The organism is Erwinia sp. AC075 (assembly GCF_979253995.1).
This window is the reverse complement of the sequence record NZ_CEEDEU010000001.1, coordinates 1,648,678-1,672,204: the sequence shown is the minus strand read 5'-3', so window position 1 is coordinate 1,672,204 and position 23,527 is coordinate 1,648,678. Positions and strand designations below refer to the sequence as shown.

Annotated in this window: 24 protein-coding genes and 1 other annotated feature; of the genes, 17 read left to right on the top strand and 7 right to left on the bottom strand. The window is 53.2% G+C overall.

The features are described from left to right. Positions 1 to 20: 20 nt before the first annotated feature. The 5 genes from AC0IXH_RS07830 to hxpB all read right to left on the bottom strand — a co-directional run bounded on the left by AC0IXH_RS07830 (position 21) and on the right by hxpB (position 6,052). Entirely contained in the window at positions 21 to 422 is a 402-nt protein-coding gene (locus AC0IXH_RS07830; RefSeq protein ID WP_013201893.1) for a DUF6515 family protein, read from the bottom strand. 186 nt (positions 423 to 608) lie between these two features. Beyond that, positions 609 to 2,873: a catalase HPII gene (gene katE / locus AC0IXH_RS07825; RefSeq protein WP_471720289.1), complete on the bottom strand. Its 2,265-nt coding sequence runs from the start codon at positions 2,871 to 2,873 to the stop codon at positions 609 to 611. A 160-nt stretch (positions 2,874 to 3,033) separates the two neighbouring features. Further along, on the bottom strand, positions 3,034 to 4,431 hold the full coding sequence (locus tag AC0IXH_RS07820) for an L-cystine transporter (RefSeq protein ID WP_471720288.1): 1,398 nt from the start codon (positions 4,429 to 4,431) through the stop codon (positions 3,034 to 3,036). Positions 4,432 to 4,595: 164 nt separating this feature from the next. After that, complete coding sequence (locus AC0IXH_RS07815; RefSeq protein ID WP_134823994.1) at positions 4,596 to 5,186, bottom strand: metal-dependent hydrolase; 591 nt, start codon at positions 5,184 to 5,186, stop codon at positions 4,596 to 4,598. Between the two features lie 194 nt (positions 5,187 to 5,380). Beyond that, positions 5,381 to 6,052, bottom strand: coding sequence for a hexitol phosphatase HxpB (gene hxpB, locus AC0IXH_RS07810; protein WP_471720287.1), 672 nt, complete (start codon positions 6,050 to 6,052; stop codon positions 5,381 to 5,383). A gap of 170 nt (positions 6,053 to 6,222) precedes the next feature. Here hxpB and AC0IXH_RS07805 point away from each other — a divergent pair, with 170 nt between their 5' ends. Then, positions 6,223 to 6,762 (top strand): YniB family protein, encoded by a 540-nt coding sequence (locus AC0IXH_RS07805; protein ID WP_053143495.1) that lies wholly within the window; start codon positions 6,223 to 6,225, stop codon positions 6,760 to 6,762. Positions 6,763 to 6,783: 21 nt separating this feature from the next. Here AC0IXH_RS07805 and AC0IXH_RS07800 read toward each other — a convergent pair whose 3' ends face one another. Beyond that, a complete protein-coding gene (locus tag AC0IXH_RS07800; RefSeq protein ID WP_471720286.1) occupies positions 6,784 to 7,677 on the bottom strand; it encodes a fructosamine kinase family protein in 894 nt (297 codons plus the stop codon). A 107-nt stretch (positions 7,678 to 7,784) separates the two neighbouring features. Next, positions 7,785 to 8,078, bottom strand: coding sequence for a type V toxin-antitoxin system endoribonuclease antitoxin GhoS (gene ghoS, locus AC0IXH_RS07795; RefSeq protein ID WP_134823997.1), 294 nt, complete (start codon positions 8,076 to 8,078; stop codon positions 7,785 to 7,787). A gap of 147 nt (positions 8,079 to 8,225) precedes the next feature. Here ghoS and AC0IXH_RS07790 point away from each other — a divergent pair, with 147 nt between their 5' ends. The 16 genes from AC0IXH_RS07790 to AC0IXH_RS07715 all read left to right on the top strand — a co-directional run bounded on the left by AC0IXH_RS07790 (position 8,226) and on the right by AC0IXH_RS07715 (position 23,526). Further along, positions 8,226 to 9,359: an ABC transporter substrate-binding protein gene (locus AC0IXH_RS07790; RefSeq protein ID WP_041692284.1), complete on the top strand. Its 1,134-nt coding sequence runs from the start codon at positions 8,226 to 8,228 to the stop codon at positions 9,357 to 9,359. Positions 9,360 to 9,735: 376 nt separating this feature from the next. Continuing rightward, positions 9,736 to 10,491, top strand: coding sequence for a DUF481 domain-containing protein (locus tag AC0IXH_RS07785; protein ID WP_013201902.1), 756 nt, complete (start codon positions 9,736 to 9,738; stop codon positions 10,489 to 10,491). Between the two features lie 330 nt (positions 10,492 to 10,821). Then, positions 10,822 to 12,750 carry a threonine--tRNA ligase gene (gene thrS / locus AC0IXH_RS07780; RefSeq protein ID WP_471720285.1) on the top strand — a complete coding sequence of 643 codons (1,929 nt, stop codon included), beginning with the start codon at positions 10,822 to 10,824 and terminating at the stop codon, positions 12,748 to 12,750. A 3-nt stretch (positions 12,751 to 12,753) separates the two neighbouring features. Beyond that, the gene (gene infC, locus AC0IXH_RS07775) at positions 12,754 to 13,305 is read left to right on the top strand and encodes a translation initiation factor IF-3 (RefSeq protein WP_071822113.1); all 552 of its coding nucleotides are present in this window, start codon (positions 12,754 to 12,756) and stop codon (positions 13,303 to 13,305) included. A 91-nt stretch (positions 13,306 to 13,396) separates the two neighbouring features. Continuing rightward, positions 13,397 to 13,594, top strand: a complete 198-nt coding sequence (rpmI, locus tag AC0IXH_RS07770) for a 50S ribosomal protein L35 (RefSeq protein ID WP_004157374.1) — start codon at positions 13,397 to 13,399, stop codon at positions 13,592 to 13,594. Between the two features lie 40 nt (positions 13,595 to 13,634). Then, positions 13,635 to 13,991, top strand: coding sequence for a 50S ribosomal protein L20 (gene rplT / locus AC0IXH_RS07765; RefSeq protein ID WP_013201905.1), 357 nt, complete (start codon positions 13,635 to 13,637; stop codon positions 13,989 to 13,991). Positions 13,992 to 14,073: 82 nt separating this feature from the next. Further along, positions 14,074 to 14,197, top strand: a sequence feature (Phe leader region). Then, on the top strand, positions 14,079 to 14,123 hold the full coding sequence (gene pheM / locus AC0IXH_RS07760; RefSeq protein WP_001386830.1) for a pheST operon leader peptide PheM: 45 nt from the start codon (positions 14,079 to 14,081) through the stop codon (positions 14,121 to 14,123). (Overlaps the previous feature by 45 nt.) 80 nt (positions 14,198 to 14,277) lie before the next feature. Continuing rightward, positions 14,278 to 15,261: a phenylalanine--tRNA ligase subunit alpha gene (pheS, locus tag AC0IXH_RS07755; protein WP_053143492.1), complete on the top strand. Its 984-nt coding sequence runs from the start codon at positions 14,278 to 14,280 to the stop codon at positions 15,259 to 15,261. Between the two features lie 15 nt (positions 15,262 to 15,276). Next, entirely contained in the window at positions 15,277 to 17,664 is a 2,388-nt protein-coding gene (gene pheT, locus AC0IXH_RS07750; protein WP_013201908.1) for a phenylalanine--tRNA ligase subunit beta, read from the top strand. A gap of 4 nt (positions 17,665 to 17,668) precedes the next feature. Continuing rightward, positions 17,669 to 17,968 (top strand): integration host factor subunit alpha, encoded by a 300-nt coding sequence (ihfA, locus tag AC0IXH_RS07745; protein ID WP_004157378.1) that lies wholly within the window; start codon positions 17,669 to 17,671, stop codon positions 17,966 to 17,968. A 53-nt stretch (positions 17,969 to 18,021) separates the two neighbouring features. Further along, positions 18,022 to 19,005 carry a vitamin B12 ABC transporter permease BtuC gene (btuC, locus tag AC0IXH_RS07740; protein ID WP_013201909.1) on the top strand — a complete coding sequence of 328 codons (984 nt, stop codon included), beginning with the start codon at positions 18,022 to 18,024 and terminating at the stop codon, positions 19,003 to 19,005. A gap of 40 nt (positions 19,006 to 19,045) precedes the next feature. Continuing rightward, positions 19,046 to 19,591, top strand: a complete 546-nt coding sequence (locus tag AC0IXH_RS07735; RefSeq protein WP_013201910.1) for a glutathione peroxidase — start codon at positions 19,046 to 19,048, stop codon at positions 19,589 to 19,591. Further along, positions 19,592 to 20,323, top strand: coding sequence for a vitamin B12 ABC transporter ATP-binding protein BtuD (btuD, locus tag AC0IXH_RS07730; protein ID WP_013201911.1), 732 nt, complete (start codon positions 19,592 to 19,594; stop codon positions 20,321 to 20,323). Between the two features lie 72 nt (positions 20,324 to 20,395). Next, positions 20,396 to 20,854, top strand: a complete 459-nt coding sequence (locus tag AC0IXH_RS07725) for an NlpC/P60 family protein (protein WP_471720284.1) — start codon at positions 20,396 to 20,398, stop codon at positions 20,852 to 20,854. 384 nt (positions 20,855 to 21,238) lie between these two features. Continuing rightward, positions 21,239 to 21,979 (top strand): EAL domain-containing protein, encoded by a 741-nt coding sequence (locus AC0IXH_RS07720; RefSeq protein ID WP_105759143.1) that lies wholly within the window; start codon positions 21,239 to 21,241, stop codon positions 21,977 to 21,979. 107 nt (positions 21,980 to 22,086) lie between these two features. Then, the gene (locus tag AC0IXH_RS07715) at positions 22,087 to 23,526 is read left to right on the top strand and encodes a protein adenylyltransferase SelO (protein WP_013201914.1); all 1,440 of its coding nucleotides are present in this window, start codon (positions 22,087 to 22,089) and stop codon (positions 23,524 to 23,526) included. Position 23,527 lies beyond the last annotated feature (1 nt).

The following is a 23,527-nucleotide window of genomic DNA, read 5'->3' as shown; positions in this document are numbered from 1 at the left end:
TGACCGTTTTTTTTTGCAAGTTACAGGCCCGGCGGGCGAGGCACTTCGAGATAACGACCGTCGATGTCGCGACGGTAGTAGTGGCCATCCTGCACATAAAAACGTTCGCCGTTGTAATCCAGTGAACGCATATCGCCGCTGACGCGCTCAATCGGAGGCTGCACCACCACATAGGTATTGTCGTTCTGCCGCTGATAGTAGTTACCGTTCAACGCGTAATAGGTCAGGCCGCCGATTAACACCGCAGCTGCCGCTTCTGGCAGGAAAGAGAGGTGGTCTGGCCCGTGGCCACCGTGCCATCCATGTCCTGGATCGCCATGCCAGTCAGGACCTGGGCCCGGTCCCCAGCCACCTGGGTGGGCAAAGGCCAGCGCAGGCGACAACAACGTTACAACTAACAGTGCACTCATCACCTTTTTCATAAGGATCCTCCTGGTTCTGACTGACGCTAACATTACGCCGCGCCAGTCAAAACGCAAGAGCAAGTGGGCCGCTATTGTGGCTTGCTAACAGTGCTTAACACTTCCTTAACGCTTCCTCCATCAAGCCTGTCATATCACGACGTTGTGCTGATTAAAACCTCAGCTAATACCGCAACTTCCCGATCGTTAAGCCGGCACGCTCAACGCTTTTTGACTGCGTGACCAGATGCGGTGCGCACCCATCGCTGCAAGGAACTCGCTCATGAACACGCCTTCAGCTTTACTGTCTTCAATGATGCCTTCTTCCTGCTGATCGTCAGCCAGACCAAACTGGGATTTGAAGCGCCGGGCATCGCCACTCAGGCCGATCACTTTCAGGTGCTTATAGGCTTCCAGCAGGAAGTAACGCGCATCGCCACTCAGCAGCAGCGCATCAATATTGCCATCCGGCACGATCACCGCATCAAAGGTCAGTGACGGCAGTCCGCTGAAGGTGGCATCGATCGGCAAATCTGAGCCATCATCGGCCCGAACCTGGCCCATATGAGGCGCAATCAGCTTGGCGTGAACCCCGTGCTGCTGTAGCTCCATCAGGATTGCCAGCGTATCCGCCGCAATCACACCATCACTCATGAGTAGTGCAACCTGACGACCTTTAATGGTGCCATTGGGAACGGCATACAAACTCAGGCTGGCGTCCTTTTTCAGCCCGTTTACATCCTTCGGCGGCGCGGTGTGCATCTTCTCGTCGGAAAGGGAGATCCCCAGGTGCTCGGCCACACCGTTTGCCAGCGAAATATCGATATGCACCAGATGATCCACTACCCGCTCGCGAATATATTCACGCGCGACCTTGCTGAGCTCAAACGAGAAGGCATCCACAATATGCTGTTGCTCTACCGGCGTCTGGCTGTTCCAGAACAGGCGAGGCTGCGAGTAATACTCACCAAATGAGGGGCTGCGCTCGCGGATTTTGTGGCCTTCAATCCGTTCCTGATAGCTCTCGAAGCCGCCGCGATGCGGTGAAGGGGGCGTTTCACGCGGCCAGTTATCATTGATTGAATTCGGCTCGTAGTTCGCCGGGTTGGTATCAATGTCCATCCGGTGCATGCCCTGACGCTGGAAGTTGTGGTAAGGGCAAACCGGGCGGTTTATCGGGATCTCATGGAAGTTTGGCCCGCCAAGGCGACTGATTTGCGTATCGGTATAGGAGAACAGCCGGCCCTGCAGTAGCGGATCGTTGGAGAAGTCCATGCCGGGAACAATGTGGCCAGGATGGAAGGCCACCTGTTCGGTTTCGGCAAAGAAGTTATCAGGATTGCGGTTGAGCACCATCTTGCCAATCAGCTCCACCGGCACCAGCTCCTCCGGGATCAGCTTGGTGGCATCAAGGATATCGAAGTCGAATTTGAATTCATCCTCCTCGGCGATCAGCTGCACGCCAAGTTCATATTCCGGGTAGTCGCCCGCTTCAATCGCTTCCCACAGGTCGCGGCGGTGGAAGTCCGGATCGCGCCCGGTCAGCTTTTGCGCCTCGTCCCATAGTAGCGATGCCTTCCCGGCAACGGGCTTCCAGTGGAAACGCACGAAGGTGGATTTCCCTTCGGCATTGATAAAGCGGAAGGTGTGAATACCAAACCCTTCCATGGTGCGATAGCTGCGGGGAATGCCGCGATCGGACATCGCCCACATCACGTTATGCAGGGTTTCAGGTTGCAGCGACACATAATCCCAGAAGGTGTCGTGGGCACTTTGTCCCTGTGGAATTTCATTGTGGGGCTCAGGTTTAACCGCATGGACAAAATCAGGGAATTTATGCGCATCCTGAATAAAGAAGACCGGCGTGTTGTTGCCGACTAAATCAAACACGCCTTCATCGGTATAGAACTTTGTCGCCCAGCCACGAATATCTCTCACCGTATCGGCCGATCCCGCACCGCCCTGCACGGTAGAAAAACGCACAAAGACCGGCGTGATCCGCTCCGGGTCGCGCAGGAAGTCCGCTTTGGTGATCTCGCTCATATCCCGGTAGGGCTGAAAATAGCCGTGAGCCGCCGAGCCACGGGCGTGGACGATGCGCTCGGGGATCCGTTCGTGGTCAAAATGGGTGATTTTCTCGCGCAGGATAAAATCTTCCAGCAGCGTTGGGCCACGGGTTCCGGCACGCAGGGAGTTTTGATCGTCGGCGATGCGGGTGCCCTGATTAGTAGTCAGCGGGAAGTTTTCACCTCCTTTACGGAAGGTCTCCAGCGAATCAAGCTTGGCGTTATGGGTATCAGGTGCTTTCAGGCTGCCGGGTGCCGTAGGCTGTTTGCCTGGCGCGGTGGGTTCAGCCAGCGGCTTGTGTGAACCATCTTCAGGGGCCAGTGAATCCATACCTGGCCGCGCAGAATCGGGGCCGGTAGAGGGCGCATTATGACTCAGTTCCTTGTTATCGGTTTCTTTCGACATGCTCACTTACTCCTGCAATTGTCGTTTCAGACTCCAGTAACTATAGAACAGGGACGCGGGTACGCCCGGAAAGTGCAGGGATATGCGGCGGGGGAATCATGACAGGATGTTTGGTGGGATAAAACAGAACGGGCCAGCAGTGTGCCAGCCCGTGTGGAGATTAACGGTGCGCCAGTTCCACGTCGTTATCTGCATCGGCATTTAACAACGTTTTATCGGTCTGCTTCAGCCACTGGCTGGTCAGCGTACCGGCGGTCATCGAGCCGTTGACGTTCAGTGCCGTGCGGCCCATATCAATCAGCGGTTCAATGGAGATCAGTAATGCGACCAGCGTCACCGGTAAGCCCATGGTTGGCAGGACAATCAGCGCCGCGAAGGTCGCTCCGCCGCCAACACCGGCCACACCCGCTGAACTCAGCGTAACGATGCCGACCAGCGTGGCAATCCACATTGGATCAAAGGGATTGATGCCAACGGTTGGTGCAACCATCACTGCCAGCATGGTTGGGTAGAGTCCCGCACAGCCATTCTGGCCAATGGTGGCACCGAACGAGGCGGAGAAGCTGGCAATGGATTCCGGGATGCCCAGACGACGCGTTTGTGCCTCAACGCTCAGCGGAATGGTGGCGGCGCTGGAACGGCTGGTGAAGGCGAAGGTAATCACCGGCCAGACTTTGCGGAAGAAGCGGCGTGGATTCACGCCATTCACCGACAGCAGCAGCGCGTGGACCGCAAACATGATCGCCAGACCGAGATAAGACGCCACCACGAAGCCGCCCAGCTTGATAATGTCGTTCACGTTGGAGCTGGCAACCACTTTGGTCATCAGCGCCAGCACACCAAATGGGGTGAGCTTCATGATCAAACGCACCAGCTTCATCACCCATGCCTGCAGCACGTCAATGGCAGCCAGCACGCGTTCACCTTTCGGTTTGTCGTCGCGCAGCAGATGCAGAGCAGCAACACCGAGGAAGGCGGCAAAGATTACCACGCTGATAATTGAGGTCGGGCTTGCGCCGGTCAAATCAGCAAACGGGTTTTTCGGCACAAAGGAGAGCAGCAGCTGAGGCGTGGAGAGGTCAGCCACCTTGCCCACATAGTTATTTTGCAACGCAGCCAGACGCGCGGTTTCCTGCACACCCTGCACCAGGCCGGTAGCATTCAGACCAAACAGCCAGCTCACAAACACCCCTACCAACGCGGAGATGGCGGTGGTAAACAGCAGCACGCCAATGGTCAGTACGCTGATTTTGCCCAACGACGAGGCATTATGCAGACGGGCAACCGCGCTCAGGATCGAGGCGAAGACCAGCGGCATCACAATCATTTGCAGCAGTTGCACATAGCCGTTGCCGACAATGTTAATCCAGCTGATCGACTCTTTCAGCACCGGGCTGTCAGACCCATAAATGGTGTGCAGGCCCAGGCCAAACAGTACGCCGAGCACCAGTCCCACCAGGACTTTTTTCGACAGGCTCCAGTTGGCGCCGCCGGTTTTGGCGAGGATCACTAACAGGGCAACAAACGCGGCCAGGTTAGCGAGTAATGGAAGGTTCATCCCCAATTCTCCAGTCAATATGGCGTAATTCCCTACGCCGGTAAGCTTCAGATAATTTTTATCGCGTACCAAGTACGACACGTGCGTGAATGGTATCAGCTCAAACTGGTGCTGCCATATATCCAAAAAATATGGCTTATAACGATTTGCGTTTAATTGGGTGTTTAATGGGCGTTTTGCGAGTTTATCAGCCGGTTCATGCCGCTTTGCACCGAATTAACCATTTGCGCGGGCCAGCCGGACGCACCAAAGGGGGGCATTCCCTGCGGAAACCACATGGCGTAACCCACCAGTGCGAGGCATAACGCGCGCTCTAACTGATTGCCTTTCTGGCTCCTTAACAGCGGCAGGCGAAACCGCCAGCGGCAGGGCCACAATAAAGGGACGCCGGCAGGGGTCAGCATATCGGCGGCGATATGGCTTAGATATCCCAGTACTAATCCCTGAAAGACATCGGCGGGGATCACCCAGTCTGTTGGGACCTTCAAATGGAATAGCGCCACGCCACCCAGAACCGCAAGCAGGCTATGGGTAAAACCGCGGTGTCCAAACACGCGCGCGACAGGTTGCGAAATCCATCTGAAGCGTTGCCCCAGGGTAGATTTGGGGTGATCGATATCCGGCAGCAGGCAGGTCAGCAGTGTCGCAGGCACGATATGCCACCAGTCGCCGTTAGCCAGTTCCGGCGTCAGGTCGGCGCGTTTGGCAAAGATGGCACTGGCAATAGCAAAAATGAGATGGCCTTCGGCCGTCATGGGAACACCTGGCTGCTGAACTGTCGATGTATACAGTATAGGGGATATATACAGTAGAAACTATACGTTACCCTGTAACTAAAGATGACTATTTTTACGTTATTGAAGGGGTTAACAGCAGGAAGGATGTCGCGCGGGCGATTTCGGGCGAAAAATCAGACCGGAGCGGGCAGAAACCCGGCTCCGGGTGTGGATTACCTGCCGTGCAGGTGCGCGGAGGTGAGTTCGTTAAGCGAAGCCAGCTTAACGTTCGCCAGCGACCAGCGGGCATCATCAGCATGTTCTTGCGCCGGGATAACGATTGAACGCATGCGGGCGGCTTTGGTTGCCACCATACCGTTAATCGAATCTTCTAAGGTGACGCAATTCAGCGGGTCTACTCCTAATCCGGCGGCGGCATCGAGGTAAACCTGTGGGTGCGGCTTGCTGTAAGGCAGGGCTTCAGCAGAGGCAATCACGTCAAAGTAGTCGCGCAGATTGAACATCTCCAGCACGCGATTCAGCATATGCAGCGGTGAAGCGGACGCCAGGCCGATCTTCAAGCCCTCGGCTTTGCACAGCTTTAATGCCTGCTCCACGCCCGGCAGCAGAGGCCGGCTGTCTTCGACTAAATGCAGCGCGCGGGCAATAATCCGCTGGGTAACTTCTTCCTGTGAAGGGCCGCTCCACGGCAGCGCTTCATGCCACATTCTGACGGTCTGATCGATGCGCAAACCCAGCGTATCGGGCAACTCATTCCGACGGGTCAAATCGATATTCAGCGTGGAAAACACGTCCAGCTCAGCCTGATCCCACAGCGGTTCAGAATCAATAAGCAGGCCATCCATATCAAAGATGGCGGCAAGGACGGGGCGGGAATAGGACATTTTGCGGCTCCTTTTGAAAATTTACCTCACCATAGCATGAAGCTTTCACCGACAACATTGTCCCGCTTGCGGCGGTTCTTCCCCTTTTAACGCGACATGGCGACTTTTTTCAGGCACATTTCGCTACCTGAAGGTAAACTTATCACCTCAAACCTTAGTCAGGAGAAAGCATGACTTATCAACAAGCTGGCCGGGTCGCGATCCTCAAGCGAGTCGCTGGCTGGATTATTTTTATTCCGGCGCTCATTTCAACGCTGATTTCACTGATGACCTTCCTCGAGAAGAGCCGGGAAAAGCGCGAAGGGATTAATGCGGTGATGCAGGATTTCTCCCATGTGATGATCGATATGATTCGCTTCAACACCGGGTTCCTTAATGCGTTCTGGAATAATTCACCGCAGCCCGATTTTAATCACGGCAGCAACGTCACCTTCTGGATTGTCTACTGGCTGATCTTCGTCGGGCTGGCCTTACAGGCTTCCGGCGCGAGAATGTGGCGACAGTCGCGCCATCTGCGTGAAGGGATTGAGGATCAGGTGATCCTGGAGAATGCGAAAGGGCCAGAAGGGCGCAGCCGCCAGCAGTTGGAAGAGAAAATTATCGTGCCACGCCACACGATTTTCCTGCAGTTTTTCCCGCTGTATATCTTACCCATCGTGATTGCGGTGGCGGGTTACTTTGTCCTTAAGCTGCTCGGCTTTATCTTCTGACAGACCGGCCTGAAGCACACTTCAGGCCGGGCGGGCATTTTTCTTGCCCAGTTCATCGGCATCCAGCAGCGCACCTACCGCCTGCTGGGCCTCGCCAAACCAGTGCCCACCAAAGACATTCGCCCGGTTAAGCAAATAATAGAGCTGATACACCGGCTGACGCTGAAGGTAATCTGCCGGCAGCGGCCAGACGGATTCATAGCCTTGATAGATTTCCGACGGCAAATCCGCATACCACGACAGCATCGCTAAATCACACTCGCGGTCGCCCCAATAGCAGGCAGGATCGAAGATCCAGGGTCCAGTGCTGCTGCCACCACAGTTGGCAGGCCAGAGATCGCCATGAAGCAGAGAAGGTTGAGGATGATGGCTCCCTAATGCGGTTTGCGCGCAATGGGTAATCAGCTCGATATCGCCGTACTGAATGCCTTTTTCAGCGGCTAACTGAAGTTGCCAGCCAATACGCTGTTCAGCAAAGAAGATGGACCAGCGTTTAAGCCAGCTGTTGGGCTGAGGGGAAGTGGTGAGGTTGTTGTCATAGTCGAGACCGAACTGCGCCTGCTCGCTCCACTGATGCAGATGGGCCAGCTGCTGACCCAGCTGGTGGGCGCTGTGCCGATCCAGCGGTTGTAGCGGAATGTATTCCAGCAGCAAAAAACTCACTTCGCGATCGCTGCCGACGCCATAGACGGCCGGTACGCGAACGGTTTTGGTGCGCGCCAGCAGTTGCAGCTGATCGGCCTCCCAGGCAAAAAGATTCAGCATGTCGCGGCTGTTGCACTTCACAAAGACATCATACTCGCCATAACGAATATGCCATGCCGGGTGAACGTCGCCACCCGGTAACTCCGTACGCTGGCTGATTTCAGCATCGCCTAACTGCTCACTCAACAGACGACTAATGGCTGACCACATGGCGGTTTCCTCTTTTCGCTGTGTCTTGCAGGACTAACGGATAATAGCGCTTAAAGAATAATCAAAACCAGCGCCTGCGCAAAGCATGGCGCATTTTTTACACAACCTTAGCTTTTATTGTTCTGCAAAAAGGCTTCAAAGGTCTGAACCTCGACCTCAGGTTTCTGACCTAACGCCACTTCAGCCAGTTTTTCTGCCTGTTCGCGGATCTTCTCTTTATCCTGCGGGCTGGTAATGCCGAAGCTGTTGGTACCCAGCTGATGGGAAGTGCCATCCGCATCGGTCAGCGAAGTACTGAAACCGCCGTTGGTCAGCACGCTATTAAGTTCCAGAACGTCAGAAAGGCCTTCTTCCTGATAACGTAAGGTCACGACGTATTGCGCAATATCAGAAGCACTCATAATTCACCTCATTGTTAATCCGTGATTTTCAGCATAGCCCATCGGCAGGAAAGGGGATCCCGGCCGGGGGAATGTTGCCAATGCAAGTAATAATCATTACTATTGTGGCCCTTTCTTTTGACGTTCATTCCGGAGCCCGACGTGCTACTGAAGCCTCAATTCTCCCTGCTTGCCTCATTGCTGGCGCTTTCCACCGCCACTTTCTCTGCCGTTGCCACCACCTATCCGGTGACCCTTACCGACAGCGATGGCCAACAGGTTACGCTGAAGCAGGAGCCGAAACGGGTCGTGCTACAGGATGGCCGCGATATTCTGACGCTGGCGCTGCTGGACCGTGACGATCCTTTCCAGCGTCTGGTTGCCTGGAACAACCTGCTGAAGAAAAGTGATGCACCGACGTGGGAGTTGATGGAGAAGAAATGGCCGGAAGCCAAAAAGATCATCGATATGGGCTTCAGCGACAAAGGTGAGGTGAATCTGGAAAGTGTGGTCGCCGAACATCCTGACCTGATGATTGCCCAGCTGCGCTCTAAACCTTCGCTGAGCCAGGGCGGCGTGCTGGATAAAATGAAACAGCTCGGCATCCCGGTGCTGTTTATTGACACCTTTGAGCAGCCGGTTGTCGACACCCCGAAAAGCATCACGTCACTGGGCGTGGCGCTGAACCGTGAGTCCGAAGCGAAGGCCTATACCGATTTTTATCAGCAGCATTATCAGGCCATCATTAATAAGACCCGCGACGTTAAGCCGCAACCGCAGGTGTTTATCGAAGCCAAAGCCGGTTTGGGTGGCCTTGAGTCCTGCTGCTTTACTCATGCCCATGTGGGCTGGGGTGCGATGGTGGAGGCGGTTGGTGCCAAAAATATCGGTTCCGGGCTGCTGCCGGGCGCCACTGGCGATATTTCGCTGGAAAAAGTGATCGCCATGAAACCCGATGTCTATATCGTTTCTGGATCGCAGTGGGCCAGTAAAAACAATGCGGCCGTGCCATTCGGCTACAACGTGACGCAGGCGCAGGTCGATCAGGCTTTCGATAAGATGAAGCAGCGTCCCGGCTTCTCTGAGGTATCCGCCATCAGCAACCATCGCTTCTACGGGCTGTATCACAACTTCTACAACCATCCGTACAATATTGTCGGACTTGAGTACCTGGCGAAGTTCATCTATCCGCAGCAGTTTACGGAACTTGACCCGGCTAACACCTGGAAAGAAATTGTCACTCGCTTCACCAAAGTGCCGTTAGGGAAGGGTGTGTTGGGTGCTCAGGCACCGGCAAACTGATTTTCAGGAATACCTGAGGTAGGTCTGATGAGAAAAGGGCGATCCGTAACGGTCGTCCTTTTTTATTGATTTACTTTTAGCGCGGACAAACCCCTACGCCGGTATTAACATTGAGAGATGTTTTGACACCAAATGACATCTTTCAAGCCCCCTTCAAAGAAAAATTTCATTTACTCAATGCTGGATAATGCCTAAATAACCATTATACTTCGCCGCGTTAATGAGAATCCTCTCATTCAGAGTCTGAATTTGCCAATGTGCCAGGTAAAAAGAGCGATTTCATAAAATGTTACGTTTCTTACAGTAAAAGGCATTGATCGTCCTGCAAAACCCTTCAGACTCACTCTTTTTTAAACTGTCGTATGGGTCACACTTAATGAAAGCGCTTAACAAGCTGTCTGTAGTTCTTTTGCTCTCCGGGGGAGCTATTTGCCATCAAGCTCTGGCAGACAACAACGTCTTTACGGTCATGGATGACCCTTCCACGGCAAAGAAGGATTTTGATGGGAGTGCGTCGGCGGGTTACCTGGCACAAACCGGTAACACCACCAGCTCCTCGCTGACCGCCAATACCAACATGACCTGGTATCAGCCAAATACCGCTTACAGCCTGTGGGGCAACGCCAGCAATACATCGTCTAACGACGAGCGTTCTTCAGAAACGTACCAGGTTGGTGGCCGTACACGTTACAACATGAACAGCTATGACTACCTGTTCGGTCAGGCCAGCTGGCTCAGCGACCGTTTCAACGGTTACGACGGTCGTTCATTCCTGGCGGCAGGTTATGGTCGTCAGCTGCTGAACGGCCCGGTGCACTCGCTGCGTGTGGAAGCCGGTCCGGGCGTGCGTTATGACGATTATCATGACGGTGGCCACGATACCACCGCGCTGGCATACGGTGCGTTGAGCTACCAGTGGCAGCTGACCGATACCACCAAGTTCATTCAGGGTGTGTCCGTGTTGGGTAGTGACGATACGACAGTCAACTCCGAAACCGGTCTGCAGGTTGCTATCAACCAGTCCTTCTCGTTGAAGCTAGCCTACAACGTGACCTGGAACCAGAACCCACCTGATTCTGCTCCAGACAAAACCGACACCAAGACCACCATCATGTTGTCCTACGCGATGTAATGCGTTCCGGGCCGAGTCCATCGGCCCGAATCTTTAAACCTTCAAGCTCTTCCTCCACTTACCTGTTGTCATTCTTCTTTTCGTCCCCATCTTTTACTTATCCGACAAGAACTCACGGTGTTCATACTTTGACGTAGGATGCATAGCGTGTAAGATGTTCGTCCCTCAGAAGTTTTTGTTAAACAGACACTTTTGAATATGTGTACCAGACTCTGTACCAAACCGACAAATGTGAGTGGGTTTCAAGTGCAAAGTCCTTGATGTACAAATTAAATACTACTTTTGTATGTAGCCTTGCGTATGGGTTACCACTGCAATTAAGGATGTAAAATGCCCGTTATTACTCTTCCTGATGGAAGTCAGCGTTCTTTTGATCACGCCGTCAGCGTGATGGACATTGCTCAGGACATCGGTCCTGGCCTCGCGAAAGCCTGTATTGCTGGCCGCGTGAATGGTGAACTGGTGGATGCGGTTGATCCGATCACCGAGGATGCCAATGTCGCTATCATTACCGCAAAAGATGAAGCCGGTCTTGAGATCATTCGTCACTCTTGTGCTCACCTGCTGGGACACGCTATCAAACAGCTGTGGCCTGACACCAAGATGGCTATTGGTCCAGTAATCGACAACGGCTTCTATTACGATGTTGATATCGACCGTACCCTGACCCAGGAAGACATTGAGCAGCTGGAAAAGCGTATGCACCAGCTGGCTGAAACCAATTACGATGTCATCAAGAAGAAAGTGAGCTGGCAGGAAGCGCGTGATGCGTTTGCTGCACGTGGCGAAACGTACAAAATCACCATTCTTGATGAAAACATCAGCCATGATGACCAGCCTGGTCTGTATCATCATGAAGAATATGTCGATATGTGCCGTGGTCCGCACGTGCCGAATATGCGTTTCTGCCACCACTTTAAGCTGCAGAAAATTTCTGGTGCTTACTGGCGTGGCGACAGCAACAATAAAATGTTGCAGCGCATTTACGGCACTGCCTGGGCAGATAAAAAGCAGCTGGCTGCCTATTTACTGCGTCTGGAAGAAGCGGCCAAGCGCGATCACCGTAAAATCGGTAAGCAGCTTGACCTGTATCACATGCAGGAAGAAGCGCCGGGCATGGTGTTCTGGCACAATGACGGCTGGACCATCTTCCGCGAGCTGGAAGTCTTTGTGCGCAGCAAGCTGACTGAGTATGACTATCAGGAAGTGAAAGGCCCATTGATGATGGACCGCGTGCTGTGGGAAAAAACAGGGCATTGGGAAAACTACAAAGAAGCGATGTTCACCACCTCTTCAGAGAACCGTGAATATTGCATCAAGCCAATGAACTGCCCAGGCCACGTGCAGATTTTCAATCAGGGTCTAAAATCATACCGCGACCTGCCGTTACGTATGGCGGAGTTCGGTAGCTGTCACCGTAACGAGCCATCAGGCGCGTTGCACGGTCTGATGCGTGTGCGTGGCTTTACTCAGGATGATGCCCATATCTTCTGTACAGAAGAGCAGGTGCGTAATGAAGTAAATAGCTGCATCCGCATGGTGTATGACATGTACAGCACCTTCGGATTTGAAAAAATCGTGGTGAAGCTGTCTACCCGTCCGGTAAAACGCATCGGTACTGAAGAACAGTGGGATCGCGCCGAGGCCGATCTGGCTGCCGCGCTGAAAGAGAACGACATTCCGTTCGAATATCAGCCGGGAGAGGGCGCTTTCTACGGTCCTAAGATTGAATTTACCCTGCATGACTGCCTGGATCGCGCATGGCAGTGTGGTACCGTTCAGCTCGACTTCTCATTGCCGAGCCGTCTGAGTGCCTCATATATTGGGGAAAATAATGAGCGTCAGGTGCCGGTGATGATCCACCGTGCAATTCTGGGTTCAGTGGAGCGCTTTATCGGTATTTTGACCGAAGAGTATGCCGGGTTCTTCCCGACCTGGTTGGCTCCAGTACAAGTTGTGGTGATGAATATCACCGATGGCCAGTCCGAATATGTTGCAGAATTGACCCGAAAACTGCAGAATGCGGGCATTCGTGCAAAAGCGGACTTGAGAAACGAGAAGATTGGCTTTAAAATCCGTGAGCATACTTTACGACGTGTCCCGTATATGTTGGTCTGTGGTGATAAAGAGGTGGAATCTGGCAAAGTTGCCGTTCGCACCCGCCGTGGTAAAGACCTGGGTAGCATGGACGTAAACGAAGTGATCGCGAAGCTGCAAGACGAAATTCGCAGTCGCAATCTTCATCAATTGGAGGAATAAAGTATTAAAGGCGGAAAACGAGTTCAACCGGCGCGTCCTAATCGCATTAACAGAGAAATCCGCGCCACAGAAGTACGACTGACTGGCGTCGATGGCGAGCAGATTGGTATTGTCAGTCTGAATGAGGCTTTGGAAAAAGCTGAGGAAGCAGGTGTTGATTTAGTTGAAATCAGCCCTAACGCCGAGCCGCCCGTTTGCCGTATCATGGATTACGGCAAATTCCTTTACGAAAAAAGCAAATCTTCTAAAGAACAGAAGAAGAAGCAAAAAGTTATCCAGGTTAAGGAAATCAAATTCCGTCCTGGTACCGATGATGGCGACTATCAGGTAAAACTACGCAACCTGATTCGCTTTCTCGAAGAGGGCGACAAAGCCAAAATCACGCTGCGATTCCGTGGACGTGAGATGGCGCACCAGCAGATCGGCATGGAAGTGCTTAACCGCGTCCGTAAAGATCTGTGTGAAGACATCGATTTGGCTATCGTCGAATCCTTCCCTTCGAAGATCGAGGGTCGTCAGATGATCATGGTGCTGGCTCCGAAGAAGAAGCAGTAGGCCATAAAGTAATCGAAGTCCGGGCTTCGGCCCGGACTTTTATTCGCCTGTCTGATTCATTTTATTAACAATGCGAAGTGGATGTTTTTAAATGCCAAAGATTAAAACTGTACGTGGCGCGGCCAAGCGCTTCAAGAAGACCGCCTCTGGTGGCTTCAAGCGTAAACACGCTAACCTGCGTCATATTCTGACTAAAAAATCTACTAAGCGTAAACGTCACCTGCGCCCGAAAGGCATGGTTTCTAAAGGCGATCTGGGTCTGGTTATTGCCTGCCTGCCGTACGCATAAGTCTATTTTTTTTTAACAGAATATTAAACAGGAGAGCTAAATGGCTCGTGTAAAACGTGGTGTAGTTGCTCGCGCACGTCACAAAAAAATCTTAAAACAAGCTAAAGGCTATTACGGTGCACGTTCACGTGTTTACCGCGTTGCCTTCCAGGCTGTTATCAAAGCTGGTCAGTATGCTTACCGTGACCGTCGTCAGCGGAAGCGTCAGTTCCGTCAGCTGTGGATCGCGCGTATCAACGCAGCGGCACGCACTAACGGAATGTCTTACAGCCGTTTCATTAATGGTCTGAAAAAGGCTTCTATTGAAATCGACCGTAAGATTCTGGCTGACATCGCAGTCTTCGACAAAGTGACCTTCACGGCACTGGTTGAGAAAGCGAAAACAGCTCTGGCGTAAGTCAGGTGGAAGAGGGAGCTTGTCTCCCTCTTTTATTTTTTGTTCACTGAAGCCCCACCCGTTCTTTCTGTACAAGGTATCGCAAGCATGAATGCTGCTATTTTCCGTTTCTTTTTTTACTTTAGCACCTGAATATCGGGGCTTGTGCGCAAAGAAAAGAAACGAAAAATCGCGCTTAAAGCCTCCCCCGTGGAGGCTTTTTTGTTTCTGGCGTAGCTGATAACGGACGAATGCTCGTCCACATAAAAAAACAGACCGGCCACGGCGGCTGGAAGAAGAGGAAAGCATGTCACATCTCGCAGAACTGGTGGTTAACGCGAAAGCGGCCATCGCTGATGCTCACGATGTTGCCGCGTTAGATACGGTACGCGTTGAATATCTGGGGAAAAAAGGACATCTGACGCTGCAGATGACAACATTGCGTGAACTGCCTGCGGAGGATCGCCCGGCAGCCGGCGCGGTTATCAACGAAGCCAAGCAGCAGGTTCAGGAAGCGCTGAACATGCGTAAAGACTCGCTGGAGTCGGCTGCGCTAAACGCGCGTCTGGCAGAAGAGACCATTGATGTCTCACTGCCTGGCCGTCGTATCGAGAACGGTGGCCTGCACCCGGTAACCCGTACCATCGATCGTATCGAAACCTTCTTTGGTGAACTGGGCTTTGCCGTGGAAACGGGCCCGGAAATCGAAGATGACTACCATAACTTTGATGCGCTGAATATTCCTGGCCATCACCCGGCACGTGCCGATCACGATACCTTCTGGTTTGATGCGACTCGCCTGCTGCGTACCCAGACATCTGGCGTGCAGATCCGCACCATGAAGAACCAGCAGCCGCCAATCCGTATCATCGCCCCGGGCCGTGTCTACCGTAACGATTACGACCAGACCCACACGCCAATGTTCCATCAGATGGAAGGGCTGATCGTTGATAAAAACATCAGCTTTACCAACCTGAAAGGCACGCTGCACGATTTCCTGAACAACTTCTTCGAAGAAGATTTGCAGGTTCGCTTCCGTCCTTCTTACTTCCCGTTTACCGAACCGTCTGCCGAAGTGGATGTGATGGGTAAAAACGGCAAGTGGCTGGAAGTGCTGGGCTGCGGCATGGTTCACCCTAACGTTCTGCGAAACGTCGGCATCGATCCAGAAGTTTACTCTGGCTTTGCGTTCGGGATGGGTATGGAGCGTCTTACCATGTTGCGCTATGGCGTGACCGATTTACGCGCCTTCTTCGAAAATGATTTACGTTTCCTCAAACAGTTTAAATAAGGGCGGGTCAAACCAATGAAATTCAGCGAACTCTGGTTACGTGAGTGGGTTAACCCGGCTATTGATAGTGCAGCACTGTCAGAACAGATCACCATGGCAGGCCTGGAAGTGGATGGCGTTGAAGCTGTCGCCGGGGCGTTTCATGGCGTGGTGGTGGGTGAAGTGGTGGAATGTGGCCAGCACCCAAACGCAGATAAACTGCGCGTCACTAAAATTAATGTGGGCGGCGATCGCCTGCTGGATATCGTCTGTGGCGCGCCTAACTGCCGTCAGGGACTGAAAGTCGCCGTAGCGACGGTCGGTGCCGTGCTGCCAGGTGATTTTAAAATTAAAGCAGCCAAGCTGCGCGGCGAACCTTCAGAAGGGATGCTGTGCTCCTTCTCTGAGCTGGGTATTTCCGACGATCATGACGGGATTATTGAGCTGCCGCTGGATGCGGCGGTTGGAACGGACATCCGTGAGTTCCTGAAGCTTGATGACAGCACCATTGAAATCAGCGTCACGCCGAACCGTGCGGACTGCCTGGGCATTATTGGTGTGGCACGTGATGTGGCCGTACTGAACAAAATGACCCTGACTGAGCCAGACATCTCACCGGTGGTAGCAACAGTCCAGGATACCTTCCCAATCCGTGTTGACGCGAAAGAAGCCTGCCCGCGTTACCTGGGCCGGGTGGTGAAAGGCATTAACGTTAAGGCGGCAACGCCGCTGTGGATGAAAGAGAAGCTGCGTCGTTGTGGCATCCGCTCTATCGATCCGGTTGTCGACATCACTAACTTTGTGCTGCTTGAACTGGGCCAGCCGATGCATGCTTTCGACCTCGATCGTCTCGAAGGCGGTATCGTGGTGCGGTTGGCAGAAGAGAGTGAACTGCTGACTCTGCTGGACGGTACCGAGACCAAACTCAAAGCGGACACGCTGGTGATTGCCGATCATCAGAAAGCGTTGGCCATGGGTGGCATCTTCGGTGGTGAACACTCAGGTGTGAACGAAGAGACCCGCAATGTGCTGTTCGAGTGCGCGTTCTTCAACCCGCTCTCCATCACCGGACGTGCGCGTAGCTACGGTTTGCATACTGACGCCTCACACCGTTATGAGCGTGGCGTTGATCCGCAACTGCAGTTCAAGGCGATGGAGCGCGCAACGCGTCTGTTGCTGGACATCTGCGGCGGCGAAGCTGGCCCGGTTATCGATGTCACCAATGAAGAGACGTTGCCAAAGCGTGCCACCATCACGCTGCGCCGTGAAAAGCTGGACCGTCTGATTGGCCACGTTGTATCTGATGATCAAGTCAGCGACATTCTGCGTCGTCTGGGCTGTGAAGTGACCGAAGGTGAGGGTTTCTGGCAGGCGGTCGCGCCGGGCTGGCGTTTCGATATGGAAATCGAAGAAGACCTGGTCGAAGAAGTGGCTCGCGTGTATGGCTATAACAACATTCCAGACGTGCCGGTGCAGGCCGGCCTGATTATGACTAAGCACCGCGAAGCGAATCTGTCGCTCAAGCGCGTGAAATCGATGCTGGTCGATAAAGGGTATCAGGAAGCGATCACTTACAGCTTCGTCGATCCTAAGATCCAGGCGTTGCTGCACCCGGGCGAAGAGAATCTGGTGCTGCCAAGCCCAATCTCGGTTGAAATGTCGGCGATGCGTCTTTCGCTGTGGACGGGCCTGCTATCTGCGGTGGTGTATAACCAGAATCGTCAGCAAAGCCGTGTGCGTCTGTTTGAAAGCGGCCTACGCTTTGTGCCTGATACTCAGGCAAACCTTGGCATTCGTCAGGATGTTATGCTGGCCGGTGTGATCAGCGGTACGCGTAATGAAGAGCATTGGGATCTGGCGCGTCAGGCAGTTGACTTCTATGATTTGAAAGGTGATTTGGAGTCCGTCCTCGAACTTACCGGTAAATTGTCTGAGATTCAGTTCCGCGCTGAAGCAAATCCTGCTTTGCACCCGGGACAGAGCGCAGCAATTTATTTACGCGGCGATCGCATCGGATTTATCGGTGTGGTGCATCCAGAACTTGAACGGAAACTGGATCTTAACGGCCGTACTGTGGTGTTTGAACTGGAGTGGGACAAGGTGTCAGACCGCGTCCTGCCTGATGCGAGCGGCATTTCCCGTTTCCCGGCAAACCGTCGCGACATCGCCGTTGTAGTGGCTGAAAACGTCCCTGCAGCAGATATCATCACAGAGTGTAAGAAAGTTGGCGTAAATCAGGTAGTTGGCGTAAACTTGTTTGACGTGTACCGCGGTAAGGGCGTAAATGAAGGTTTTAAGAGCCTCGCTATCAGCCTGATTTTGCAAGATACCGCCCGGACACTCGAAGAAGATGAGATTGCCGCTACCGTTGCAAAATGCGTAGAGGCACTGAAAGAGCGATTCCAAGCATCCTTGAGGGATTGAACCTATGGCGCTTACAAAAGCTGAGATGTCTGAATACCTGTTTGAGAAGCTGGGGCTTAGCAAACGGGATGCCAAAGAGCTGGTTGAACTGTTTTTTGAAGAAGTACGTCGTGCTTTGGAAAACGGTGAACAGGTGAAACTGTCAGGATTTGGCAACTTCGACCTTCGCGACAAAAACCAACGTCCGGGACGAAACCCCAAGACTGGTGAAGATATTCCAATCACGGCGCGTCGTGTGGTTACCTTCCGACCTGGTCAGAAGCTGAAAAGCCGGGTCGAGAACGCAACACCGAAAGAAGACTGATTTCTGCTAGTCAAAAAGGCCGCTTATGCGGCCTTTTTCATATGAAGTGAACCATGACGCTGCTTTCTGAACACATGAAAAGCGCCCGGCAGCACCAGCGGCGCTGGCTGGCAGGTTTGTTGGTCTTTAGCCTGCTGATGATAATGCTGAGTTTGTCAGCCGGCGATCGCTGGTTGATGCCTGTCGACTGGTTTATGCCGGATAATTCGCTGTATGTCTGGCAACTGCGTCTGCCAAGAACGGTGGCGGTATTGCTGGTGGGCGCCTCGCTGGCCGTTGCGGGCGCGGTGATGCAGGCGCTGTTTGAAAATCCGCTGGCCGAACCCGGTCTGTTAGGCGTTTCTAACGGGGCAGGGGTTGGGCTGGTGCTGTGTATTTTTGCCGGTGCTGCCGGGCTCTGGCAAATCAGCCTGTGTGCCATCTTCGGCGCGCTGGTGGTCACGCTTATCCTGCTCAGGTTTTCCCGTCAGCATCTTTCTAACAGCCGCCTGCTGCTGGCGGGCGTGGCGCTGGGGATCATCTGCAGTGCGGTGATGACCTGGGCAGTCTATTTCAGTACCGATCTCGATTTACGGCAGTTGATGTACTGGATGATGGGCGGTTTCAGTGGCGTAGACTGGCGTTATCGCTGGTTAATGCTGGCGTTGCTGCCGGTGCTGATCTGGCTCTGCTCATTGTGGCGGGTGATGAACCTGATTGCGCTGGGCGAAATTTCTGCCAGGCAGTTAGGCCTGCCTTTACTGATGTGGCGCAATCTGCTGGTGTTGAGCATCGGCTGGCTCACCGGTGTCAGCGTGGCGCTGGCGGGCGCGATTGGGTTCATTGGGCTGGTTATCCCGCACATCCTGCGCCTCAATGGCATCAACGATCATCGTATGCTGTTGCCTGCCTGTGCGCTGGCTGGTGGGGCGATATTACTGGCCGCTGATGTGCTGGCCAGAGTCGCCATGTCTTCGGCAGAATTACCGATTGGGGTGGTGACGGCAACGCTCGGCGCTCCGGTCTTTATCTGGTTACTGTTACGCAACCGGCCATAGCGGCCTCCCTTTTTCACTCTCTACTGAACAGGAACACTCGATGACTATTTTCGACACAAAACTGGAAACGCTGGATGGCGAACAGACTTCTCTGGCGAACTGGCAGGGCGACGTACTGTTAGTGGTGAACGTGGCATCCAAATGCGGGCTTACCCCTCAGTACGAGCAGTTAGAAGCCTTACAGAAAAACTGGCAGGAGAAAGGCTTTTCGGTGCTGGGCTTCCCGTGCAATGCATTCCTCGGTCAGGAACCTGGCAGCGCAGAAGAGATCAAAACCTTCTGTAGCACCACCTATGGCGTGACCTTCCCGATGTTTAGCAAAATCGAGGTCAATGGCCCGGATCGTCATCCACTGTATCAACAGCTGGTGGCGGCGCAGCCTACGGCCAGCGCACCCGATAACAGTGGTTTCCTCGAGCGCATGTCCAGCAAAGGCCGTGCGCCGAAAGAGCCTGGCGACATCCTGTGGAATTTCGAGAAGTTCCTGATCGGTCGCGACGGCACGGTGATCCAGCGCTTCTCGCCGGATATGGAACCCGCCGATCCGCTGATTGAGAGTGCGATTAAACAGGCTTTGGCAAAATAAATGCTGTTGCAGTGTGAGGGTGTTGCCATTAAGCAGCGCCTTGCGCCATTTAACGCTGAGGTGAACGCCGGAGAGCTTATCCATCTGCTGGGGCCGAATGGCGCCGGTAAAAGCTCTCTGTTGGCCTGTCTGGCCGGTATGCTGCCCGGAGAAGGGACCATTTTGCTATCGGGGCAGCCTTTGCAAGCCTGGCGTCACAGTGCGCTGGCACGAACGCGGGCGTATCTGGCACAACAGCAGGTGCCCGCTGGCAGAATGCCGGTCTGGCACTACCTCACGCTGCACAATGCGGTAACCGATGAGGCGGCACTGATGGCGCTTTGCCAGACCTTCAAGCTGGTGGATAAACTGGCCAGACCGCTGAGCCAACTGTCGGGAGGGGAATGGCAGCGCGTTCGCCTGGCCGCGGTGTTATTTCAGATGTCTCAGCCCGACGGCAAACTCCTGCTGCTTGATGAGCCGCTGACCGGGCTGGACCTGGCTCAGCAGGCCGCGTTTGATGGTTATCTGGCCAGCTGCGTGGCGCAGGGGCTGACGATTATCATGAGCGGGCACGATATCAACCACAGTTTGCACCACGCTCACCGCGTCTGGTTGATGAAACAGGGGGCGCTGGTTCAGCAGGGCACCGTTGATGAGGTTCTGCAACCCGAAGGGCTGAGCAAGGTCTTTGACGTGCCGTTCCGGCGACTGAGTGTGGAAAATCACCAAATCCTCACCACATTCCTCTGATTAGCCGGACATTGTTGTCTGAAAACCCCGTTTGCAGGTAGAGTAAGTCGTCATCTCAGAAGGATCTCCGTTATGCGCTACTGGCTGTTGCTGATCGTCATTATTCTTGCGGGCTGTAGTCGCCATGCACCGCCACCCAATGGGCGTTTGTCCGATTCAATTACGGTGATTGCCCAACTGAATGAGCAGCTTAGCCAGTGGCACGGCACGCCCTATCGCTATGGCGGCATGGGAAGGGGTGGCGTTGACTGCTCGGGCTTTGTCTATCTGACCTTCCGCGATCGTTTTGATCTGCAACTTCCCCGCACGACGGTTGCACAAACCGATATCGGCACCCGCATTAGCAAAGATGAATTGCTGCCAGGCGATCTGGTCTTTTTTAAAACGGGCAGTGGCGAAAATGGTCTGCATGTTGGGATCTACGATACCGACGATCAATTTATTCATGCTTCAACCAGCCAGGGTGTGATTCGTTCTTCTTTAAATAACGTTTACTGGAAAAAAGTGTTCTGGCAGGCAAGACGAATTTGATCCGCCTTATATTTAGCGTGCTAAGCAATTACAGATAAAGCTCATTTATTCGTCATTTGATTTATGGGATGATATTAAATAACGCATTGCCCACCCGGGATAAAATAATTCAATTTCCCTTAAGTCTCTTTTTATGTCAGCATTACGTCAAATTTTAGTAAAGAGATGTTGAAGTTAATGACAAGTTGGTGCTTAAACACCAGTGAACCGATAAACTGCTCAGCATCTTTCTTATCAATTGTGTGATAGTTTACTGTTTCGCAACGGGCCTCACCCTGTCTATTTTGCTTTTTATGCGACAATCTCACTTAATATTGGCACTGTTAATTGCCATTAGCGGTGAAGCAGGGTGCACGAATTGGCACTTCATCATGGCTGAATAAAATGAAAATCCATCTGGAAGCGGATTATAAAAGTTACACAGCATTCTACCCAGTTTACAGCTTTGACGGCCTTTTAATCGCTGTCGAATTGTTGACGCATTTTTCCCATACCACAGCCAATGTCGCCATGCCGCAAGAAATGTTGCTGCCGCAAATGGACAGCGAACAACGTATTCTTCTGTTGCAAAGCCAGATAGCCAGCATTGAAAAACATCACGACTTCTTTCGCCAGCAGGGTGTGAAGGTGACGCTGAAAATTGATGACATCACCTCACAGGCGATCCTTGATAGTGATTTTCTGGCGAAAAAGTTGGATGCGCTGGAATGGCTTGAGCTTGAAATTAATGAAAGCTTCCCGAATTTAAAACTGGGTAAAGACCATCCGGAATTAATGGCTTTAAGTGAGCGATTTGACTTAAGTCTGGAAAATTACGGATCCGGTAAAGCGCCGTCGAAAGCGGTGTATGACGATCTGTTCTACCGCATCAAACTCGACAAAGGCTTTATTAAACACAATATCAACAAGCTATCTTTTAAACCATTTATAAGTACAGTGTTGGATCATATCAAACCGCACTGCCATCAGATAATCGTTCAGGGAATTGATGATTTATCCGGTCTGGAAAAGATTAGCCATTTCCAGTTTGACGGAATACAAAGCGCACTATTTTCGCCCGTGGGCGAAGACGCGCTCTCGTCATTGATTCATCCTCCTAAAGAGTTGCAGGGCCTGCCGCATTAATAACCCCTTTCAGTATCCGTGTTAAGCTGCTGCGAGGCGGTTTACACTAACCGATAGTTTGCCTGCGGTCCGGTCGCGACCGCACGGGCATATCGCAAGGGGATCTCATGCAGTTTACTAACACCTGGCATCAGGAGCTTGAGGGGTTTTACACCGCGCTCACGCCCACGCCGTTAAAAAATCCACGTCTGCTTTATCACAGTGCCGGGCTTGCCGCTGAGCTGGGGCTTGATGACAGCTGGTTTGCTGCGGATAAAATTGGTATCTGGAGCGGCGAGTCTCTGCTGCCGGGCATGCAGCCTTTGGCGCAGGTATACAGTGGCCATCAGTTTGGCGTCTGGGCCGGTCAGTTAGGCGACGGAAGAGGGATTTTGCTGGGTGAGCAACGGCTGGAGGATGGCCGTAAAATGGACTGGCACCTGAAAGGGGCGGGCTTAACGCCTTATTCCCGCATGGGTGATGGTCGGGCCGTTTTACGTTCCTCTCTGCGCGAGTTCCTGGCCTCTGAAGCGATGTATCATCTTGGCGTCCCCACTTCCCGCGCGTTAACTGTGGTGACCAGCGATGAGCCCGTTTACCGTGAAACCACGGAGCGCGGGGCGATGTTGCTGCGCGTGGCGGAAAGCCATTTGCGTTTTGGTCACTTCGAACACTTCTTTTATAATCAGCAGCCGGAAAAAGTCCGCGAACTCGCCGATTATGCCATCCGCCATCACTGGCCACAGTGGCAGGACGAAGAGGATCGCTATCGGTTGTGGTTTACTGACGTCGTCCGCAGAACCGCGCGCCTGATTGCTCACTGGCAAAGCGTGGGCTTCGCTCACGGCGTGATGAATACCGACAATATGTCGATTCTGGGCCTGACGCTGGATTACGGTCCTTACGGATTCCTTGATGACTACAAGCCTGACTTTATCTGTAATCATTCAGATTACCAGGGGCGTTATAGCTTTGAAAATCAGCCGGTGGTGGGCTTGTGGAACCTGAATCGCCTGGCTCATGCGCTGTCGGGCCTGATGACCACCGAGCAGCTGAAGCAGGCGCTGGCAGAATACGAGCCCGAGCTGATGCGTTGTTGGGGCCAGCAGATGCGCGCCAAACTTGGATTCACCACGCAGGGCAAGCATGACAACGATATCCTGACCGGGTTACTGGCGTTGATGACCAAAGAGGGTAGCGACTACACCTGGACCTTCCGTCAGCTGTCTGATTCGGTACAGCAGGGATCCACTTCACCGCTGCGTGACGAGTTTATCGATCGTGAGGCGTTTGACAGCTGGTACAACATCTGGCGACAGCGTGTGCTGGAAGAAGAGCGTAGCGATGAAGATCGCCAGCAGCAGATGAAGCAGGCCAATCCCGCCATCGTGTTACGTAATTACCTGGCACAGCAGGCGATCGAGCAGGCCGAAAAGGATGACATCAGCGTGCTGAGCAGATTGCATCAGGCGCTGAGCCAGCCTTATGCGGACGCGCCAGAATTTGCCGATTTGATGCAGCGCCCGCCAGACTGGGGCAAAAAACTTGAAGTAAGCTGTTCGAGCTGAT

Coding starts and splice junctions, on each gene's coding strand:
- AC0IXH_RS07830 (WP_013201893.1), bottom strand. CDS start 422: ATGAAAAAGGTGATGAGTGCACTGTTAGTTGTAACGTTGTTGTCGCCT.
- katE (WP_471720289.1), bottom strand. CDS start 2,873: ATGTCGAAAGAAACCGATAACAAGGAACTGAGTCATAATGCGCCCTCT.
- AC0IXH_RS07820 (WP_471720288.1), bottom strand. CDS start 4,431: ATGAACCTTCCATTACTCGCTAACCTGGCCGCGTTTGTTGCCCTGTTA.
- AC0IXH_RS07815 (WP_134823994.1), bottom strand. CDS start 5,186: ATGACGGCCGAAGGCCATCTCATTTTTGCTATTGCCAGTGCCATCTTT.
- hxpB (WP_471720287.1), bottom strand. CDS start 6,052: ATGTCCTATTCCCGCCCCGTCCTTGCCGCCATCTTTGATATGGATGGC.
- AC0IXH_RS07805 (WP_053143495.1), top strand. CDS start 6,223: ATGACTTATCAACAAGCTGGCCGGGTCGCGATCCTCAAGCGAGTCGCT.
- AC0IXH_RS07800 (WP_471720286.1), bottom strand. CDS start 7,677: ATGTGGTCAGCCATTAGTCGTCTGTTGAGTGAGCAGTTAGGCGATGCT.
- ghoS (WP_134823997.1), bottom strand. CDS start 8,078: ATGAGTGCTTCTGATATTGCGCAATACGTCGTGACCTTACGTTATCAG.
- AC0IXH_RS07785 (WP_013201902.1), top strand. CDS start 9,736: ATGAAAGCGCTTAACAAGCTGTCTGTAGTTCTTTTGCTCTCCGGGGGA.
- thrS (WP_471720285.1), top strand. CDS start 10,822: ATGCCCGTTATTACTCTTCCTGATGGAAGTCAGCGTTCTTTTGATCAC.
- rpmI (WP_004157374.1), top strand. CDS start 13,397: ATGCCAAAGATTAAAACTGTACGTGGCGCGGCCAAGCGCTTCAAGAAG.
- rplT (WP_013201905.1), top strand. CDS start 13,635: ATGGCTCGTGTAAAACGTGGTGTAGTTGCTCGCGCACGTCACAAAAAA.
- pheS (WP_053143492.1), top strand. CDS start 14,278: ATGTCACATCTCGCAGAACTGGTGGTTAACGCGAAAGCGGCCATCGCT.
- pheT (WP_013201908.1), top strand. CDS start 15,277: ATGAAATTCAGCGAACTCTGGTTACGTGAGTGGGTTAACCCGGCTATT.
- ihfA (WP_004157378.1), top strand. CDS start 17,669: ATGGCGCTTACAAAAGCTGAGATGTCTGAATACCTGTTTGAGAAGCTG.
- btuC (WP_013201909.1), top strand. CDS start 18,022: ATGACGCTGCTTTCTGAACACATGAAAAGCGCCCGGCAGCACCAGCGG.
- AC0IXH_RS07735 (WP_013201910.1), top strand. CDS start 19,046: ATGACTATTTTCGACACAAAACTGGAAACGCTGGATGGCGAACAGACT.
- btuD (WP_013201911.1), top strand. CDS start 19,592: ATGCTGTTGCAGTGTGAGGGTGTTGCCATTAAGCAGCGCCTTGCGCCA.
- AC0IXH_RS07725 (WP_471720284.1), top strand. CDS start 20,396: ATGCGCTACTGGCTGTTGCTGATCGTCATTATTCTTGCGGGCTGTAGT.
- AC0IXH_RS07720 (WP_105759143.1), top strand. CDS start 21,239: ATGAAAATCCATCTGGAAGCGGATTATAAAAGTTACACAGCATTCTAC.
- AC0IXH_RS07715 (WP_013201914.1), top strand. CDS start 22,087: ATGCAGTTTACTAACACCTGGCATCAGGAGCTTGAGGGGTTTTACACC.